This window comes from Micromonospora sp. WMMD998 (assembly GCF_029581235.1).
GTDB lineage: Bacteria > Actinomycetota > Actinomycetes > Mycobacteriales > Micromonosporaceae > Micromonospora.
In genome coordinates, this window is sequence record NZ_CP120740.1 from 281,025 (window position 1) to 299,211 (window position 18,187).

Sequence of the window (18,187 nt, forward strand, 5' to 3'; positions counted from 1 at the left end):
TAATAGGGGCCCCCGCCTCTACCGAATGCGTTAAGCGGGGGCCCCTCCTTCACCGCTGGGCGGCGGAGCGGACCAGCGGCAGCGTGCGGTAGGGGATCTGCTCGGCCAACGCGATGATGGTGGAGGCGCGCCGGATGCCCTCCGAGGCGACGATCTGGTCGATGACCCGCTGGAGGTCGGTGTTCGACCGGGCCACGATCCGGCAGAGCAGGTCGCTGGAGCCGGTGATGGTGTGCGCCTCCAACACCTCCGGAATGGCGGCCAGGTGCGCGGTGACCTGGTCGTGGCCGTGCCGCTGGCTGATCTCCAGGGTGACGAAGCTGGTCACCCCGAAACCGATCGCGGCCGGCGAGATGTCCGGCCCGAACCCGCCCACCACACCGCGGCCGACCAGCTTGTCCAACCGGGCCTGGACCGTGCCCCGCGCCACGCCGAGCCGCCGTGAGCACTCCAGCACCCCGATCCGGGGCTCCTGCGCGAGCAGTTCGATCAAGCGGGCGTCCAGCTCGTCGAGCTGTACATCCTGATCAGTGTTCATGGTGTTTCACCATACCGAATGCACAACCTGACCAGGGATTTCGACAACGGTTGCCCAACCGGAGGCGGTCCGGCGATGCTCGCCGGACAAGCACACCACGGCGGCCCACGAGGCCGGCCGGTACGCGAGGGAGGCCACCATGACCCAGGCGATCGACCGACCCCAGCCCACCGAGGAGACCGACGCCGACGTTCTCGTCGGCGCCGTCGACCACGACATCAGCCGCGACCCGTTCCCGGTCCGGGGCCTCGACCACCTGCACTTCCTGGTCGGCAACGCCAAGCAGGCGGCGCACTACTACTCCACCGCCTACGGCATGACCTGCGTGGCCTACCGCGGCCCGGAGCAGGGCTACCGGGACCACGCGCAGTACGTGCTGACCAGCGGCTCGGCCCGGTTCGTGCTGACCGGCGTGGTCCGCCCGGACGCCGAGGGCGCGGAGCACGTCGCCGCGCACAGCGACGGCATCTCCGACATCGCGCTCGAGGTGCCGGACGTGGACGCCGCGTACGCGCACGCCACCGCGCAGGGCGCCACCGGCCTGCTCGACCCGCACGACGTCAGCGACGAGCACGGCACCGTCCGGATGGCGTCCATCGCCGCGTACGGCGACACCCGGCACACCCTCGTCGACAGGTCCCGCTACACCGGCCCGTTCCTGCCCGGCTTCGTCGCCCGCGGCCCGATCGTGGACCGGCGGCCGATGATCGACGCCGGCCTCCAGCCGAAGCGCTTCTTCCAGGCCGTCGACCACGTGGTCGGCAACGTCGAGCTGGGCCGGATGGACGAGTGGGTCGAGTTCTACAAGCGGGTCATGGGCTTCACCAACATGGCCGAGTTCATCGGCGACGACATCGCCACCGACTACTCCGCGCTGATGAGCAAGGTGGTCGCCAGCGGCACCCGCAAGGTGAAGTTCCCGCTCAACGAGCCGGCGGTGGCCCGCAAGAAGTCGCAGATCGACGAGTACCTGGAGTTCTACCGGGGCCCCGGCGCCCAGCACATCGCGGTGGCCACCAACGACATCCTCGCCAGCGTGGACGCCATGCGGGCGGCCGGCGTGGAGTTCCTGGACACCCCGGACTCCTACTACCAGGACCCGGAGCTGCGCGCCCGCATCGGCAACGTGCGGGTGCCGATCGAGGAGCTTCAGTCCCGCAAGATCCTGGTCGACCGGGACGAGGACGGCTACCTGCTCCAGATCTTCACCAAGCCGGTGCAGGACCGGCCCACCGTCTTCTTCGAGCTGATCGAACGGCACGGCTCCCTCGGCTTCGGCAAGGGCAACTTCAAGGCCCTGTTCGAGGCGATCGAGCGGGAGCAGGAGAAGCGCGGCAATCTGTGACACTGTCCGCGTGACCGAGCCTCCCCCGAACACGACGCCGCCGCCCGCCGGGCCCCCGCCCCCGGGCGGCGGCGTCGCGCCACCCGCCGGCCCGACGGTGCCCGCGCAGCACACCCCGCCGACGTACGCCGCCCTCCCCGGCTACCCGTCGCCGCCACCCGGGTACGCCCCGTACGCGGCGTTCGTCCCGCCCCCGCTGGCGCCGGACGGGCAGCCGCTCGCGAGCTTCGGCGACCGGCTGCTGGCCTGGCTGATCGACACCGTCGTGGCGTCGGCCGTGGCCATGGTCGTCTTCCTGCCGGTCTTCTTCCTGATCGTCTTCCGGGCGGTCGGGAACATCGAGCAGAGCGGCCCGGAGGGACCGGACCCGTCGGCGGTCTGGACGGACGTCTTCTTCCCGCTGCTCGCCGCCGAGCTGGGATTCTTCGCGTTTCTGCTCGTCTTCTACTGGCTCTACCACGTCGAGTACGCCCGCCGGACCGGGCAGACGCTCGGCAAGAAGGTGATGAAGCTGCGGATCGTCCCGGCGAGCCCCGGCGCGCCGCTGACCCGCGGCATGCTCGGCAAGCGCTGGCTGGTCGAGTTCGTCGCCGGGTCGCTCGTGCCGTTCCTCAACTACCTCGACGGGTTCTGGCAGCTCTGGGACAAGCCCTGGCAGCAGTGCCTGCACGACAAGTTCGCCGGCACGGTCGTCGTTAAGGTTGGTCCGTGAGCGTGAGGAGCGAGCCGGGCCTGCGAGCCCCGCAGTCGCGAACTGAGGGGGCACCGTGACGGTGAACGAGCACAGCGAGGCACGTCGGTGAGTGTGGAACCCGGCTGGTACGTCGACCCCGCCGAACCGGAGACCCGCCGGTGGTGGGACGGGGAGGGCTGGATCGGCGCGCCGATCCCGGTCGACGTCACTCCGCCCGACGGTCCCCCGCCCGCCGAGCCCGAGCCCGAGCCGGCCGCCCCGACGCCGACCTCCGGCGGCCCCACCACTCCGGCCCCGCCGCTCGGCACCCCGGGCCAGGCCGGCTCATGGTCGGGCCAGGCCGGACAACCGGGCCAGGTTGGTCTGCCGGGCCAGGTTGGTCAGCCGGGCCAGGTTGGTCTGCCGGGCCAGGTTGGTCAGCCGGGCCAAGCCGGACAGCCGGGCCAGGCCGGGCCGTGGTCGGGACCACAACCCGGGCGGCCAGGGCAGCCGGGATCGGGCGGCGCCTGGCCGGGGCAGCCCGGGCAGTCGGGGCCGCCGCCGGGCTGGCCCTACCCGCAGTGGCCGGGCCGACCGCCCGTCCCGCGCCCACACGGTCTGCCGCTCGCCTCGTACGGCGCCCGGCTGGTGGCCCGCCTGATCGACTTCGGCGTGGTGTTCCTGCTCAACGTCCTGGTCAACGGCTGGTTCGTCTGGCGCTACTTCGAGGCGATCGAGCCCTACCTGCGGGAGACGATGCGCCGGGCGTTGAACGGCGACACCTCCACCGAAGGGCTGCCCCAGATCGACGACCAGGCCGGCGGGCTCCAGGTCGTCATCCTGCTGATCGCCACCGCGCTCTGGTTCGCCTACGAGGTGCCGTCGATGGCGGCGCGCGGGCAGACCTTCGGCAAGCGGCTGGCCCGCGTCCGCGCGCTGCCGGTCGAGACGGACCAGCCGCTCGGCTTCGGCCGGGCGTTCCGGCGGTGGAGCACCCTCGGCCTGCCCACGCTGCTCTGGTACTGCTGCGGACTCGGCCTGCTGTTCCAGTTCGTCGACGCCGTCTCCCCGCTGTTCGACCAACCGCTGCGCCAGGCGCTGCACGACAAGCGGGCGCAGACCGTGGTGGTCCAGCTCCCCCGCGCCCGGCCCGACGCCCCCACCACCCCGCGCGACCGCGCCGACCCCCCGGGAGAATCCCCATGACCGAGACCGGACGTCCCCAGCCCGCGCTGCGGCTCACCCGCGCCGACCTGGACGCGCTGCCCAACTACGTGCCCGGCCGCAGCCCCGCCGACCTGGCCCGGGAGCTGGGCCTTCCCGAGGCGATCAAACTCGCCAGCAACGAGGTGCCGTACGGCCCGCTGCCGGGCGTGGTGGAGGCGGTCGCCGAGGCGGTCGCCGGCTCGCACCGCTACCCCGACATGGGTGTGGTGGCGCTGCGCCAGGCCCTCGCCGAGCGCTACGGCGTGGACGCCGAGCGGATCGCCACCGGCTGCGGTTCGGTGGCGCTCGCCGAGCACCTGGTGCGGGCCACCTGCCTGCCCGGCGACGAGCTGATCTACTCGTGGCGCTCCTTCGAGGCGTACCCGATCATCGCGGCGACGAGCGGCGCGACGAGCGTGCGGGTGCCGAACGACGCCGGGCACGGGCACGACCTGGCCGCGATGGCGGCGGCGGTGACCGACCGGACCCGGATGATCCTGGTCTGCAACCCGAACAACCCCACCGGTACGGCGGTGCGCCGCGCCGAGCTGGACCGCTTCCTCGACGCGGTGCCGGACGACGTGCTCGTGGTGATCGACGAGGCGTACCGGGAGTTCGTCACCGACGCCGAGGTGCCGGACGGACTCGACTACCTGGACCGGCCGAACGTGGCGGTGCTGCGCACGCTGTCCAAGGCGTGGGGCCTCGCCGGCCTGCGGATCGGCTGGCTGGTCGCCGCGCCGGCGGTGGCTGCCGCCGTCCGCAAGGTGGTCACCCCGTTCTCCACCAGCACGGCCGCGCAGGCCGGCGCGCTCGCCGCGCTGGCCCAGGCCGACGAGGTGGAACGGCGCTGCGCGCTCGTGGTGGCCGAGCGGGACCGGGTCACCGAGGCGTTGCGCAAGTTCGTGCCGGACGTGCCGGAGAGCCAGGCCAACTTCGTGTGGCTGCCGCTCGGCGACCGCGCGATGGAGTTCGGCCGGGCGTGCGAGGCGCGCGGCGTGATCGTCCGGCCGTTCCCGGGCGACGGGGTGCGCGTCACCATCGGCACCCCGGCCGAGAACGACGTGTTCCTGGCCGCCGCCGAGGTCGCGCTGGCCTGACCGGAAGGAGTCGGGGCCGGTCCGTCAACCATCGACGTACCGGTCCCGGGTCAACCGACCGGCACGGGCTGCCGCATCCGTCGTCGGTACGTGTAGAGGCCGAAGAGCAGCAGGATCACCAGCGATCCGGCTGCGCCGGAGGTGAGCACCAGGCGGGACCGATCCGCCTTCGTCACCGCGGCCGGGGCCGCGCCGAAGCTGATCTCGCCGGTCACGGTGCGCTTCGTCCAGCCGCTGGCCAGGTGCAGCCGCGCCTGCCACGGGCCGTCGGGCAGGCGGCGGTCGAGCGCGACCCGGACCGTCGTCCGTCCGTCCAGGGGAAGTGTCGCCGCCTCGGCCCGGACCGGTCCCGCCGACAGCCCGCCGGGCCCGTCGGCGAGCCACAGCTCACCGGCCAGGTCCAGGGCACGCCGGCCGGTGTTGTGCACCTCGGCGGTCACCACCGGGGTGCCGTCCGGGTCACGGCCGCCGGCGAGCGGCGCGATCTCGAACCCGGAGGGCGGTTCCCCGCCCGGTCCCACCGACAGGTAGACCCGGATCCCGGCCCGCGCCACCTGCTTGACCATGCGCCCGTCCCCGCCGGCCGTCTCGGCCCACACCACCGCGTACCGCTCACCGGCCTCGGCCCGCTCGGGCACCCGGATGGTGACCCACACCGTGGTCTCGTCGTCCGGGCCCAGGTCCACCCGGGTCCGATCGACCCGGATCCAGCTACTCAGTTCGTTCTCGGTCCGGCCGGGCGCGTAGACGAAGCCCTTGTCGGTGACCTCTGCCGCAGCCGGGTACACGTCGACGTCGCGCCGCACCTTCGATGCGTTCTCCACCACGATGCGCCGCCGGATCGTGGTGCCGGGGTTGACGTGGTCCACGATGTACTTGTGCGCGCGGGTGTCGTCGCGCCGGTTGACCGGGGCGTCGAGCAGGCGTACGCCGACCGCCGCCGGGACCCCGTCGGCGGTGCGGCTGGGCGACGGGTGGGGACGCGGCGAGCCGTCCCGCCGGGTGTCCCGGTCGGGTGCCGGCGCATTGGCCTCCGCGCGGTCGGGTTCGCGGGGCGCGGCCGGCGCGGCCCCGGGTACGGCTGCCGCCCCGACGGCGACCGCGAGGGTCACCGCCAGGGCGAGAGCGCGACGGAGTTCATGCCACCGAATGGGTGATCACCCCCGTGTAGGTGCCGCCGACCGCGTCGGCGGGAATCGTGATGCGCAGCGAGGGATTCCAGGTAGCGGAGTTGTTGCCGCTGCCGGAGGTCTTGCTGAACGCCGTGCGGGGCAGGTTGAGCGTCACCGCGTCGGCCGAGGTGGGCTGACCGGGCACGAAGGTGCCGGTGCCGGTGGTGGAAATCGCCGGGCCGGACCAGTACTCCACCAGGTTCGGCAGGACGGTCTCGGAAGGAGTGCCGCCGCCGGTGGTGAACGCGGTGCTGCTGACCGTGGCGGTCCAGGTCGCGCTGAGCGCCGAGCGGCTGTCGGTGACGGTGACGTTGCCGAGCTGGCCGGTCACGGTGGAGCCGGCGAACACGGCGCCGAGGTTCACCGAGGGCGGTACCGAGATGTCCAGGTTCGCGGTCGAGATGGTGAACGTGACGATGGTGTCGCCGGACGGCGCTGCCGCAGCGGGCGCCGCCAGGGCCAGCACGGCGGCTGCGGCGGCGGACAGGGTAAGAAGTGGCTTCCTCATGCCTGAGACGGTAGAAACCGCGTTTCGGCCGTCAGCCCGGAAATGGGACATATCACTCATTAGGCTACAGAGTGGGTGATAGTTCCGGTGTAGGTCCCGGCGACCACCGTAGAAGGCACCGCGACGCGGATGGTTGGCGCCCAGGACACCGTGTTGTTGCCGTTGCCGGCGGTCTTGCGGAACGCCTCCCGGGTCACGTTGAGCGCGACCGCCTGCGCCGCCGTGAGCTGTCCGGGCACCAGCGTCCCACCGCCCGTGCTGCGCACCGCCGGGCCGGACCAGTACGACACCTGACCGTTGGCGATGGTGCGCTGCGCCCCACCCCCGCCGGTGACGAAGGCGGTCGCACTCACCGTCGCGACCCAGAGGTTCGGGTTCACGTTGCCGCGCTGGTCGCGCACCTCGACCGTGCCGAGCTGACCGGTCAGCACCCCGCCGACGAAGCCGGTGCCGAGGTTGACCGAGGGCGGGACCGTGATGTCGACTCCGACGGTCAGGGCCAGCCGCACGGTACGCACCGGAGTCGCCGCTTCAACGGGAGCGGCGGCACCGACAGCGGCCAGGAGAAGCCCCGACAGGGCGGCTAGCGAACGCACGTCAGGGACTATAAGCCCTAATGTCCGATTTGTCGACTCAGGTGGCGGCCAGCAACACCGGCTCGGCCATCAGGAACCAGCCCTGGTCGTCGTCCTCCGGGACGGCGTCCTCCCGGACCCGCTCCACCGCGACGTAGCCGCTCACCGCGTACGCCCGGCCCGGCTGCCAGCCGATCCCGTCCCGCCCGACGTCGAGCACGAACTCCGACCGGGTCGCGCCGGTCAACGGATCGAGGGTGACCAGCTCCCGGCGGTCGGTCAGCAGGTGCACCCGGCCCGGCTCCACCGCGAGCACCCGGGCCGGGTGGACGTCCGCCCGGCGCCACAGTTCCTCACCCGTACGCGCGGACCGTCCGATCACCACCGGACCGGACGTGTCCACCACCCGCTCGCCGTCCAGCACCGAGTCCGGACCGTCCAGGCCCGGCGCGGCCGTCGGCTCCCCGGGATCCGTCACCAGCCAGCCCCGGCTGTCCTCGCCGCCCGGCCCGGCCGTACGCAGGCCACGGCACCCGGAGTGCCCGGCGCGGCAGCCGACCGGGGTGAGCACGAGCCGGTCCGGCGCGTCCGGCGGTCGCCAGCGGGTCCGCACCACACCTGTCGTCGCGTCCCGCAGCTCGACCGCGGCCGGCCCGGCACAGGTGTCCACCCCGACCATCTCGCCGCTCGCGGTGCTGCCCACGTCGACCCGGCAGCCACGACCGACGTCGGCCTGCCAGAGCCGGCGGCCGTCGCCCAGGTCGAACCCGGCGACCGCGCCCGGACCGGCGGCGAGCAGCACGGCGCGCCCGTCCGCGGCGCGGGCCACGTGCAGGCCGGCGGGCTCCCAGACGGTGGCGGCGAAGGTGCGTCGGGGTTCCGGCGTCGCCCCGGGCTCCGGGCCGTCGGCACGCCAGGCCACCCGTCCGGTACGCGCGTCGAGCGCCACCAGCTTGCCGTCGGACCAGCGGCTGACCACCGTCGTGCCCTCGGCGAGCACCCCGACAAGCGTCGCCGGCCAGCGCCGGTAGGACCAGAACGGGGTGACCCGGTGCCGGCCGGTGACCGGCTGGTCCGCGTACACCTGGCGGGCGCCTGCATAGACGCGGAGCCGGCCGTCCACGACGAGCGGTGCCACCGGCAGCCGCCCGATCACCCCGGCGGTCGGTGCGGGCAGCGCCGGGTAGGGCTCCCGGGCCACGGTCTCGACCTCGGCCGGCGCCAGCACCCGGGCGACCACGGCGACGGAGGCCGCGACGGCCAGCACCGCCGCCAGCGCCACCACGGCCCGCCGCCTGCCGGCCTCAGCCATCCGCCACCTCCGCCCCGGCACCCTACCGGCCGACTCGGGACCGCGACCCGCTCGCCCGGCTCGCGGCTCGCGGCTTCGAGATCTTGGTACGGGCCGGCCCCCAGCGGGGCGGTTCCATACCAAGATTGACTCTTTCCCATAGCTGGGAGCGCCGGTTCCGCCAACTGGACGGTGCCGAGTGCGGAGAACATCGACTCAGGCTTTGGGTGCATCTGTGGTCGCTCTGGCAACCACGGATGCACCCAAAGGCGGCCACGGCACGCGGGCGGCGCGGCACGGCACGGCGCGCGAGGGCGAGAGTGAGGGTGAGGGTGAGGGTGAGGGGAGCGGCTCAGGCGGCCTCGGCGGAGCGGGACGGGCCGGCGGCCACGGCCAGGTCGGCCAGGTCTCGCCGGAGCGCGCCCTCCACGGCGCGGGCGGCCAGGCCGCCGAGGATCAGCGCCAGGACCCGCCCGTACGGCCCGGTCGGCACCGCCTGCTGCTCGACCGTGACCTCGGTGCAGCCGCGCCGCCGCCGCTCGACCGTGCGCAGCGTCCAGGTGATCCGGTAGTCGACGCCGGAGCCGCGCGAGCCGAGCACCAGACGGCGCGGCGCGACGGCCTCGACCACCTCGAACTCCTCCGGCGCGGCCCCGCCGTCCGGCTGGGCCGGGGTCTCCCGCCAGGTGGTGCCGGGGGCGAACCCACCGGCGGTGAGCACCTCGACCGCGCCCACCGCGGACAGCCAGTCGGCGCGGGCCGGGAGGTCGGTCAGCAGGCGCCACAGATGGGCGTCCCGCGCCTCGATGAAAGCGGAAACGGTAACCGTCGACATGGCACCTCCCGTGTCATCCACGGTACGGGCCGTCACCGGTCCCGTGGAGCCCCGTGGCGACAATTCCACCACCGGCACCCCGGACGGGGCGCCGGCGTTCCCGTGGATCGTCAGCCCCGGAAGGCGTCGTCCCGCAGCGCCGCGACGAACGCGGACCAGCCCGGCGGGCTCACCGCGAGCGCCGGCCCGTCCGGGTCCTTCGAGTCGCGTACGCCCACCACGCCGTGCGCGGCGACCACATTGGTGGCCACCTCGACGCAGAGGCCCTGATCGTTGGAGCGGCTGCTGGTACGCCAGACAGCGCCGGTCAGCTCGGTCATGCTCGGTCCTTCCTGTTTCTCTTCCTCGTACGTCCCGGACCGGCACCGCCCGGGGCGTACTCGACCCGCGTCGATAAACGCACAAGGAAACGGCCCCGATCGCACACCAGGTGCGATCGGGGCCGTCGTCGAGGAAGGTGGATCTCAGTGGGCCGGGAGGATCGTCCCGGTGACCTCGCCGAGCGCGACAGTGGTGCCGTTCGGGCCGGGTGCGGTGGCGGTGATCGTCACCGTGTCGCCGTCCTCCAGGAAGGTCCGCTGGCTGCCGTCGGCGAACTTCACCGGCTCGGCCCCGCCCCAGGTGAGTTCCAGGAACGAGCCGACCTGATCACGTTGCGGGCCGGAGACGGTGCCGGAGGCGTAGAGGTCGCCGGTGCGCAGCGACGCCCCGTTGACGGTGAGGTGGGCGAGCTGCTGGGCCGGGGTCCAGTACATGGTGGCGAACGGCGGCTCGGCGACGCGCTCGCCGTTCCACTCGACCGACAGGGTCAGGTCCAGTCCGAGGTGCGGGACGTCCCGCAGGTATTCCTGCACCGGCGGGTCCTGGTCCGGCGCGGGCACGAACGCGGCGGCGAGCGCGTCGAGCGGCGTGACCCAGCCGGAGACCGAGGTGGCGAACGACTTGCCGAGGAACGGGCCGAGCGGCTGGTACTCCCAGGCCTGGATGTCCCGGGCCGACCAGTCGTTGACGAGCACCACGCCGAACACGTGGTCGGCGAAGTCGTCGACCGGCACCCGCTCGCCGAGCCGGCTCGGCACCCCGACCACGAAGCCGACCTCGGCCTCGATGTCCAGACGCACCGAGGCGCCCGTGGTGGGGCCCTGCGCGCTGGCCCGCTGCCCGGTCGGGCGGACCACCGGGGTGCCGGAGACGACCACCGTGCCGGCCCGGCCGTGGTAGCCGATCGGCAGGTGCTTCCAGTTCGGCAGCAGCGGCGGCTGGCCAGGCCGGAAGATCTGCCCGACGTTCCCGGCGTGGTACTCCGAGGAATAGAAGTCCACGTAGTCCGCCACCTCGAACGGGAGCAGCAGCTCGACCTCGCGCACCGGCACCAGCAGCGGCTCCACCGCCACCCGGTGCGCCGGGTCGGTGAGCAGCTCGGTGATCCGCTCCCGGACGGCGGTCCACTGCGGCCGGCCGAGCGCCAGGAAGGCGTTCAGCGTGCGCCGGCCCAGCGCGCCGCCGGCCAGCACCAGACCGGCCGCCTCGGCGCCGGCCAGGTCCAGCACGGAGTCGCCGATCCGGACGCCGATCCGCGGCTCGCCCTCGCCGTGCCGGAACACGCCGTACGGCAGGTTCGTCACCCCGTACGACGACCCCGCCGCTCCCTCAACCCACGTCATGTGTCGAAGCCTCCGTTCACCAGCCCCAGCCGGATCAGATCGGTAAGTGGTTCGGCGATACTGCACGAGCCGTAACCGGCCCAGAGCGGGCGCTGCGCCTCGCGCCGGGCCCGGGCCGACTCGACCACGCGCAACGGGTCGGTGGCGGCCAGCAGCTCGGCCACCGCGTCCACCTCGGCGCCCTCGACGGCGGCAAGCGTGGCGGCCAGCACGTTGACGAAGCCGTGGTGGGTGAAGCCGGTCTCCGGGTCGCGGTGCCGGATCGCGTGGTGCAGCCCGGCGGTGAGCTTGAACGGCAGGTCCCGTTCCCGGCAGGCGCAGATCACCGCGGCCAGCTCGACAGGCGTGGGGAACAGCTCGGCGGCGAGCCCGCCGGTGCGGAACTTGGCCGCCACCGGCAGGCCGCCGGCGCGCGCCCGCGCGAGCGCGTCCAGCGCGCCCATCAGCCCGAAGGTCAGCGGGATCTCGGCGTAGACGGCGGTGCCGTCGAGCCGGCCGGCGAGCGCGACCAGCTCGGCCACACCGGGCTGCGGGTCCTCGCCGCGCTTGGCGACCGGCGCCTCGATCTGCCGGGCGGTCACGCCGTCCGGGGTCAGGGCGGACAGCGCCTCGGGGAGCCCGTCCAGGCCGGTGTCGCCGATCAGCCCGATGACGAGGCCCGGGTCCGCCAGGCCGCGCAGCGCGCCGCGGACGATCTCCGAAGCGGGCAGCAGCAGCGGGCCCACCAGGTCCGCGTACCAGGCCGTGCGGTGTGCGCGGTGCGCGGTCACCGCGTCGGGCAGCGCGGCGTTGCCGGGCGGGAAGACCGCGGCGTCGTCGACCAGGCCGGTGAGGAGGCGGGGCACCTGCGTTGACACGAGACAAGAATGTACGGGACGCTACGAGGAACGGACAACCGCGTCCGATTATCGGACGCCACCGGCCGGCAACGGGACATAACGGGAGGCGAAATGCCCTACTACCGCAGCGTGGGCGAGGTGCCCCGCAAGCGCCACACCCAGTTCCGGCAGCCCGACGGCACGCTCTACGCGGAGGAGCTGGTCGGCCAGGAGGGCTTCTCCTCCGACTCGTCGCTGCTCTACCACCGGCACGCGCCGACCGCGATCCTCGCCGCCGAGGAGTTCGCCCCGCCCACCGTCACCCGGGTGCCGAACCTGCCGCTCAAGCCGCGTCACCTGCGCACCCACAAGCTGGACGGCAGCGGGGCGGACCCGGTGCTCGGCCGGCGGTACCTGCTCGCCAACGACGACGTCCGGATCGCGTACGTGCTTGCCGACCGGCCCTCGCCGCTGTTCCGCGACGCCACCGGCGACCACTGCCTCTACCTGGAATCCGGCTCGCTGCGGGTGGAGTCGCCGTTCGGCGTGCTCGACGCGGTGGCCGGTGACTACGTGGTCATCCCCACGTCGACCATCCACCGCCTGGTGCCGACCGGCGACGAGCCGACCCGGCTGCTCGCCGTCGAGGCGACCGGCCACATCGGCCCACCCAAGCGCTACCTCTCCGTCCGCGGGCAGTTCCTGGAGCACTCGCCCTACTGCGAGCGCGACGTCCGGGGACCGGACACCCCGCTGCTCGTCGACGGCGAGGAGGTGGAGGTGCTGGTCAGGCACCGTCGCGGGTGGACGCGGTACGTCTACGCGCACCACCCGTTCGACGTGGTCGGCTGGGACGGGCACATGTACCCGTGGGCCTTCTCCATCCACGACTTCGAGCCGATCACCGGACGGATCCACCAGCCGCCGCCGGTGCACCAGACGTTCCAGGGCCCGAACTTCGTCATCTGCTCGTTCGTGCCGCGCAAGGTCGACTACCACCCGGCGGCCATCCCGGTGCCGTACAACCACCACAACGTCGACTCCGACGAGATGCTCTTCTACACCGGCGGCAACTACGAGGCCCGGCGCGGCTCCGGCATCGAGCAGGGCTCGATCTCGCTGCACCCGTCCGGCTTCACCCACGGCCCGCAGCCGGGCGCCGCCGAACGCTCGATCGGCGCGGACTTCTTCGACGAACTGGCGGTCATGGTGGACACGTTCCGCCCGCTCGACCTCTGCGACGCCGGCACCGCCTGCGAGGACGACGGCTACGCCTGGACCTGGGCGCGCAAGCCCTGACCGTCCTAGCCCTGACCGTCCTAGCCCCGGCGGAACGCGGTGAACCAGGCGAACACCGTGGCCGTGATCGCCCCCACCAGCGGCCACGGGCCGCCGGTCAGCGCGTACACGGCCAGCAGCAGCGGCCCGGCGGCCGACGTGTACACCGCCGGGGCCAGGCCGCGTGACATGGCGTCCCGCAGCCCGGGCAGCCGGGCCGCCGGCAACCCCGCCAACAGGCCGACCCCGACCGCCACCAGCACCGCGAGCAGCCGGGACGCGCCCGGCGCGACCGGAGCCAGCCCCGCGGCCAGCAGCGTGGCGGCCAGTGACCAGCCGGCCGCGGACAGCACCAGCCGGCGCAGGCCGTCGTCGGCCGAGCGGACCGGGTCGGGCCCGGTCGGGGAGATCTCGGCCAGCTCGGTCAGGTGCTCAAGCGTCTCCGCGTAGCGGCGGCGCTCCAGCCGGGCCACGCCCGGGTCCTGCGCCGCCCCGGCCAGCTCCGGGTCCAGTCGCAACGCCTCGCGGTAGGCCCGTTCGGCCAGGTCGAACAGCTCCAGCCGGACCGAGACCAGGCCGAGCACCAGGTGCGCCTCCGGCTCGTCCGGGGTCAGCTCGACCCCACGCCAGGCCGCGTCGAGCGCCGTCTGCCCGTTGCGCGCGGCGGAGAGGATCGCGGCGGCGCTGCGCTGCGCGTACGGGTCGGTCGGGCCGAGCGCCAGAATCTCGTCCGCGGTGCTCGCCGCGGCCTTCCAGTGTTCCTGGTCGAGCAGCGCGAGCCCGCGTACCACGAGCGCCGGCACGTCGCCCGGTGCCGCTGCCAGCGCCGCCTCGGCCCCCGCCAGCGCCTCGGCGGGACGGTCGGCGGCGAGCTGCATCCGGGCCCGCATGGTCAACGCGCCCAGGTGAGCGGGCTCCGTCGCGATCAACGCGGTGAGTTCGCCGATGCCCTCGTCGTACCGGCCCAGCTCGGCGAGGAGGTGGGCGCGCTGGAGGAAGCCGTCGGCGGCGGACTGGTCGGGGGTGGCGTCACTCGGCATCCCGGCGAGCGTAACCGCCCCGCCCCACCTCGCGTCGACAAGCGCCGCCGCTCAGGCGCTGCGGCAGGGCGCGTCCGCCCGACCCCCGCAGGTCCCGAGGCTGCACCAGCGGCGTCTGCCGCTCTCGTCGAGGAACAACCACCCGCAGCGTTCGTCGGAGCAGACCCGGACCGTGAACCGACTCGCGTCGGAGAGCAACTGGGCGCCGCTGAACGCCGCGGCGTACAGGGGCAGCCGCAACCCGGCGGCGAGGGCGACCCACCAGCGTCCGCGCCCCTCCCCCTCGCGCCGGAACACCAGGTTCCGGGCGGCTGCCTCGGCGGCCCGGGCGACCACGTCGAACGACCGGCGGTCGGCCGGCTCGACCAGGCTGGCGTAGAGGGCGGCCCGGAGCGTACGGGTCTCGGCGAGCACCGCCTCCGCCGCGTCCGGGTCGCGCCGGGCCAGGTGCAGCAGGCGATTCACGGACACCTCGTCGGCCAGCCCGACGTGCCCCGCCCAGACGGCAAGCGTCCGGTATCCGCGCAGCCACTCGGCCCCGGGCAGCGGGGATTCGAGTCCCCACCCGGCGAAGGTGTTGCAGAAGTCGAGGGCGGGATGACCGCCGACACTCCAGGGCAGGTTCTCGTCGCGGACCCGCACCTCGTACGCGGGCCGACCCACCCGGTCGAGCCGGTCGTCCCCGGCCAGGACGCGGCGGCGCACCTCGCGCAGCCGCGACCCCGGCTCGACGCCGAAGTCCGCGATGAGCAACTCCCGGGTCGTGCGGTAGAGCCGCAGCGCGTCGGCCCGCCGCGCACCCCGGTACAGGGCGGTCATCAGGACGGCCACCAACTGTTCCCGCGTCGGATGCCGGGCGGCCAGCGGCGTCAACTCGGCGATCACCCGGCTGTGCCGGCCCAGCGCGAGCTGAGCCTCGGCGCGCAGTTCCACCGCCACCAGGCGGAGTTCCTCCCACGGGCCGTGCAGGCGGTCGCGGAGCGCGCCGTCCGCCTCGGCGGCGAGCAGCGGGCCCCGCCAGAGCGCGAGCCCCCGGTCGAGCAACCGCACCCGCTCGGCGGGGTCGGCGGCGCCACTTGCCGCCCGGACCAGTTCGCCGAACTCGTCGACGTCGACGCGGTGCCCGTCGTCCTCGACGACGTAGCCCTCACCTCGGGTGCTGATCCGCACCCCGTACGGGTTCAGCGAGCCCCGCAACCGACCGATGTACGTCTGCACCGCGCCGCGCGCCCCGGCCGGGGGCAGACCGTTCCAGAGCAGGTCGATGAGACGGTCGGTCGGCACCACCGCACCCGCGTCGAGCAGCAGCAGCCCGAGCAGGCAGCGCTCCTGGCGTCGGCTGCCGATCTCGACGGGCCGGTCGTCGTGGCGGGCCTCGAACGGCCCGAGCAGGCGGAACTCCATACCAATGAGGACGAGCCAGCCGGGGCCGGCGGTTGCCAGCCGGCGGTGAGCGCGTGGTCGGGCATCCCGGCGTCCGGCCCCGGGCGCGGACCCGAGGGGTCGGCGGCGTCGTCGACGCGGTGAGCCGGTGGTGAGTCACGGTGCGGAGGCTGATCCCGTCCCCGACAAGTGACCCGGACGGAGTGATCATGCGTGTCAGCAGGATGAGCGTCGCCCTGGCGGCGGTGTTGGCGGTGGTCGTCGCGACCCAGCCCGGCACGGCGACCGCCGCCGGCAGCGGCAGCGGCAGCGTGCGTGCCGGCGCCTGGGTGCCGGCGCCCCAGGAGGCGTTCGAGATGCCCGCCGGCGCCCGGTGCGAGTTCGCGGTGCGGGTGGAGCCGATCGTCGACGAGGTGCGGAAGCTGACCCTGGCGACCTACCCGGACGGCTCACCGAAGCGGGAACTGTTCACCGGCGCCCTCATCGACCGGGTGACGAACCTGGAGACCGGGGCCACCTCCACCGCCGACGCGAGCGGCACCTCGCTCGTCTTCTACCACACCGACGGATCGATGACCTGGTACGTCTCCGGTCCGGTGCTGCTCGGCTTCCGGGAGAACGCCGGCTCGCTGCCGAAGGGGCTGTGGATCGTCGACGGCCGGTTCCGGGTGGCGTTCGCCGCCAACTTCGACAAGACCATCACGATGCTCCACGGCACGACCCACAACGTGTGCACCGACGTCGACTGACCGCCGGCGCGGCGACCGGTGCGCCCGGTCGCCGCGTCACCGCGTCGGCGCCTCGTACACGAGCGCCACCGCGATGCCGGCGAGCCCTTCCCCACGTCCGGTGAAGCCGAGGCCGTCGGTGGTCGCCGCGGAGACCGTGACCGGCGCGCCGACCGCCTCGGAGAGCACCCGCTGCGCCTCGTCCCGACGCGGTCCGATCTTGGGCCGGTTGCCGATCACCTGGACGGAGACGTTCCCGATCGCGAAGCCGGCCGCCCGCACCCGGCGGGCGCTCTCGGTCAGCAGCGCCACCCCGGAAGCGCCCGCCCACTCCGGCTGGCCCACCCCGAAGTTGGCCCCCAGGTCGCCGAGGCCGGCGGCGGAGAGCAGCGCGTTGCAGGCGGCGTGCGCCACCACGTCGGCGTCCGAGTGACCCGCCAGGCCGTCCTGACCGGGCCAGAGCAGGCCGGCGACCCAGCAGGGCCGCCCGGCCGCGAACGCGTGCACGTCGGTGCCGACGGCCACCAGAGGAACGATCATGACCCGAGCGTACGCGCGTGCCCATCCGTCACCCGGCAACACCGGAGCGCCCCACGTTGACCAAGGAGTTCTCCTTGATCAACGCGGTCAGGTCCCGGTGAGGGCAGTGGTCAGGAGGTGTTCGGCCAAGGTCAGGTCGAACGGGCGGGTGATCTTCATGGCCAGCTCGGAACCGGGTACGCAGAACACCGGGACGCCCTGCTTCTCCACCAGGCCGGCGTCGTCGGTGAGTGGATCACCGGCCGCCCGGTGTGCGGCGTCGAGCACCGGCCGGCGGAAGCCCTGCGGCGTCTGCACCGCCCGGAGGGCCGCCCGGTCGACGGTGCCGAGCACCCGCCCGGTGGCGTCGACCTCCTTGATCGTGTCGACCACCGGCAGCACCGGGATCACCGCGTCGTGCCCGGAGCGGACCGCCGCGGCCACGGACTCGACCAGGTCGGGCGGGGTCAGCGCCCGGGCCGCGTCGTGCACCAGGACGATCTCCGGCCCGGCCGGCACGGCGGCGAGCGCTGCCGCGACGGACGCCTGCCGCTCGGCGCCACCGGGCACCACGGTCACCGGTGCCACCGGCGCGAGCAGCGCCCGCACCGACTCGACGTCGGCGGCCGGCGCGGCCACCACGATCGTGTGCACGGACGGCGCGTCGGCGAGCCGGCGGACGGCGTGCACCAGCAGGGGCTCCCCGGCGAGCGGTCGGAGCGCCTTGGGGGCGCCCGGGCCGAGGCGTACCCCGGCACCTGCCGCAGGAACGAGGACCGCGACGTCACCGCGCGGATTGAGCTGCGCGGTCACGTCGCGGTCCTCGGTTTCGTTCGCTGCGGTGCGGGTAGAGGCAATGGTGCCGATCAGGCCTCGGTCAGCACCTTGTCAAGCAGTGTCTCCGCCTCGTCCTTAGTGCTCTTCTCGGCCAGCGCGACCTCGCCCACGAGGATGTCACGAGCCTTGGCGAGCATGCGCTTCTCGCCCGCCGACAGGCCCCGCTCCCGCTCCCGGCGCCACAGGTCGCGGACGACCTCGGCCACCTTCAGCGGGTTACCGGAGGCCAGCTTCTCCAGATTCGCCTTGTAACGCCGCGACCAGTTGGTCGGCTCCTCGGTGTGCGGTGCACGGAGCACGTCGAAGACCTTGCCCAGGCCCTCTTCGCCGACCACCTCGCGCACACCCACGATCTCGGCGTTCTCGGCGGGCACCCGGACCGTCAGGTCACCCTGCGCGACCCTCAGGACGAGGTATTCCCTGGGCTCGCCCTTGATGACCCGAGTCTCGATTGCCTCGATGAGTGCGGCCCCGTGGTGGGGGTAAACAACGGTCTCGCCGACACTGAAAACCATAGGTTCGAAACCCCTTTCGCTGTGTCTAGGGTAACACGCTCAGGCACCGATGTCTCACCGCTGTCCTGATCGTTGGCGCAGCTCAGGGGCCCTGTGAGAGGTCTTTCTTCGGCTTGACAGGAGCTCAAGTCGATGGTTTCAACACGCTCCGTAACGAACAAA

20 protein-coding genes are annotated in these 18,187 nt (G+C 73.4%); 6 read left to right on the forward strand and 14 right to left on the reverse strand.

All coding sequences use genetic code 11. The features are described 5' to 3' along the window. Positions 1–49: 49 nt before the first annotated feature. Positions 50–538: an Lrp/AsnC ligand binding domain-containing protein gene (locus tag O7619_RS01360; RefSeq protein ID WP_281586335.1), complete on the reverse strand. Its 489-nt coding sequence runs from the start codon at positions 536–538 to the stop codon at positions 50–52. Positions 539–677: 139 nt separating this feature from the next. Here O7619_RS01360 and hppD point away from each other — a divergent pair, with 139 nt between their 5' ends. From hppD to hisC, 4 genes are all read left to right on the forward strand, one after another. Next, positions 678–1,883 (forward strand): 4-hydroxyphenylpyruvate dioxygenase, encoded by a 1,206-nt coding sequence (hppD, locus tag O7619_RS01365; protein WP_282285175.1) that lies wholly within the window; start codon positions 678–680, stop codon positions 1,881–1,883. Between the two features lie 10 nt (positions 1,884–1,893). Beyond that, entirely contained in the window at positions 1,894–2,595 is a 702-nt protein-coding gene (locus O7619_RS01370) for an RDD family protein (RefSeq protein ID WP_282285176.1), read from the forward strand. Positions 2,596–2,682: 87 nt separating this feature from the next. Further along, on the forward strand, positions 2,683–3,762 hold the full coding sequence (locus O7619_RS01375) for an RDD family protein (protein ID WP_282285177.1): 1,080 nt from the start codon (positions 2,683–2,685) through the stop codon (positions 3,760–3,762). Then, a complete protein-coding gene (gene hisC / locus O7619_RS01380; protein WP_282285178.1) occupies positions 3,759–4,862 on the forward strand; it encodes a histidinol-phosphate transaminase in 1,104 nt (367 codons plus the stop codon). Before O7619_RS01375 ends, hisC begins: the two co-directional genes overlap by 4 nt. Positions 4,863–4,912: 50 nt before the next feature. On the opposite strand, the gene O7619_RS01385 is transcribed toward hisC, so the two are convergent. The 8 genes from O7619_RS01385 to O7619_RS01420 all read right to left on the reverse strand — a co-directional run bounded on the left by O7619_RS01385 (position 4,913) and on the right by O7619_RS01420 (position 11,764). Then, a complete protein-coding gene (locus tag O7619_RS01385) occupies positions 4,913–5,974 on the reverse strand; it encodes a hypothetical protein (protein ID WP_282285179.1) in 1,062 nt (353 codons plus the stop codon). Positions 5,975–5,999: 25 nt separating this feature from the next. Next, on the reverse strand, positions 6,000–6,542 hold the full coding sequence (locus O7619_RS01390) for a hypothetical protein (RefSeq protein WP_282285180.1): 543 nt from the start codon (positions 6,540–6,542) through the stop codon (positions 6,000–6,002). Positions 6,543–6,601: 59 nt separating this feature from the next. Further along, positions 6,602–7,138: a hypothetical protein gene (locus tag O7619_RS01395; RefSeq protein WP_282285181.1), complete on the reverse strand. Its 537-nt coding sequence runs from the start codon at positions 7,136–7,138 to the stop codon at positions 6,602–6,604. 37 nt (positions 7,139–7,175) lie between these two features. After that, positions 7,176–8,429 carry a PQQ-binding-like beta-propeller repeat protein gene (locus O7619_RS01400; RefSeq protein ID WP_282285182.1) on the reverse strand — a complete coding sequence of 418 codons (1,254 nt, stop codon included), beginning with the start codon at positions 8,427–8,429 and terminating at the stop codon, positions 7,176–7,178. Positions 8,430–8,760: 331 nt separating this feature from the next. Beyond that, positions 8,761–9,243: an SRPBCC family protein gene (locus O7619_RS01405; protein ID WP_282285183.1), complete on the reverse strand. Its 483-nt coding sequence runs from the start codon at positions 9,241–9,243 to the stop codon at positions 8,761–8,763. A gap of 110 nt (positions 9,244–9,353) precedes the next feature. After that, on the reverse strand, positions 9,354–9,563 hold the full coding sequence (locus O7619_RS01410) for a DUF397 domain-containing protein (protein ID WP_282285186.1): 210 nt from the start codon (positions 9,561–9,563) through the stop codon (positions 9,354–9,356). Between the two features lie 144 nt (positions 9,564–9,707). Beyond that, complete coding sequence (fahA, locus tag O7619_RS01415) at positions 9,708–10,907, reverse strand: fumarylacetoacetase (protein ID WP_282285189.1); 1,200 nt, start codon at positions 10,905–10,907, stop codon at positions 9,708–9,710. Beyond that, complete coding sequence (locus O7619_RS01420) at positions 10,904–11,764, reverse strand: hypothetical protein (protein ID WP_282285190.1); 861 nt, start codon at positions 11,762–11,764, stop codon at positions 10,904–10,906. Before O7619_RS01420 ends, fahA begins: the two co-directional genes overlap by 4 nt. Positions 11,765–11,857: 93 nt before the next feature. Between O7619_RS01420 and O7619_RS01425 the strand changes: the two genes are divergently transcribed. Further along, the gene (locus O7619_RS01425) at positions 11,858–13,024 is read left to right on the forward strand and encodes a homogentisate 1,2-dioxygenase domain-containing protein (protein WP_282285191.1); all 1,167 of its coding nucleotides are present in this window, start codon (positions 11,858–11,860) and stop codon (positions 13,022–13,024) included. 20 nt (positions 13,025–13,044) lie between these two features. Here O7619_RS01425 and O7619_RS01430 read toward each other — a convergent pair whose 3' ends face one another. Next, entirely contained in the window at positions 13,045–14,043 is a 999-nt protein-coding gene (locus O7619_RS01430) for a tetratricopeptide repeat protein (RefSeq protein ID WP_282285192.1), read from the reverse strand. A gap of 51 nt (positions 14,044–14,094) precedes the next feature. After that, the gene (locus tag O7619_RS01435) at positions 14,095–15,447 is read right to left on the reverse strand and encodes a BTAD domain-containing putative transcriptional regulator (RefSeq protein WP_282285193.1); all 1,353 of its coding nucleotides are present in this window, start codon (positions 15,445–15,447) and stop codon (positions 14,095–14,097) included. Positions 15,448–15,635: 188 nt separating this feature from the next. On the opposite strand from O7619_RS01435, the gene O7619_RS01440 reads away from it, so the two are divergent. Further along, positions 15,636–16,175 (forward strand): hypothetical protein, encoded by a 540-nt coding sequence (locus tag O7619_RS01440; RefSeq protein WP_282285195.1) that lies wholly within the window; start codon positions 15,636–15,638, stop codon positions 16,173–16,175. Between the two features lie 36 nt (positions 16,176–16,211). On the opposite strand, the gene ispF is transcribed toward O7619_RS01440, so the two are convergent. The 3 genes from ispF to O7619_RS01455 all read right to left on the reverse strand — a co-directional run bounded on the left by ispF (position 16,212) and on the right by O7619_RS01455 (position 18,025). Next, positions 16,212–16,694, reverse strand: a complete 483-nt coding sequence (ispF, locus tag O7619_RS01445) for a 2-C-methyl-D-erythritol 2,4-cyclodiphosphate synthase (protein WP_282285196.1) — start codon at positions 16,692–16,694, stop codon at positions 16,212–16,214. Between the two features lie 87 nt (positions 16,695–16,781). Beyond that, on the reverse strand, positions 16,782–17,486 hold the full coding sequence (gene ispD, locus O7619_RS01450) for a 2-C-methyl-D-erythritol 4-phosphate cytidylyltransferase (RefSeq protein WP_282285197.1): 705 nt from the start codon (positions 17,484–17,486) through the stop codon (positions 16,782–16,784). Between the two features lie 53 nt (positions 17,487–17,539). Beyond that, a complete protein-coding gene (locus tag O7619_RS01455; RefSeq protein ID WP_013288937.1) occupies positions 17,540–18,025 on the reverse strand; it encodes a CarD family transcriptional regulator in 486 nt (161 codons plus the stop codon). Positions 18,026–18,187 lie beyond the last annotated feature (162 nt).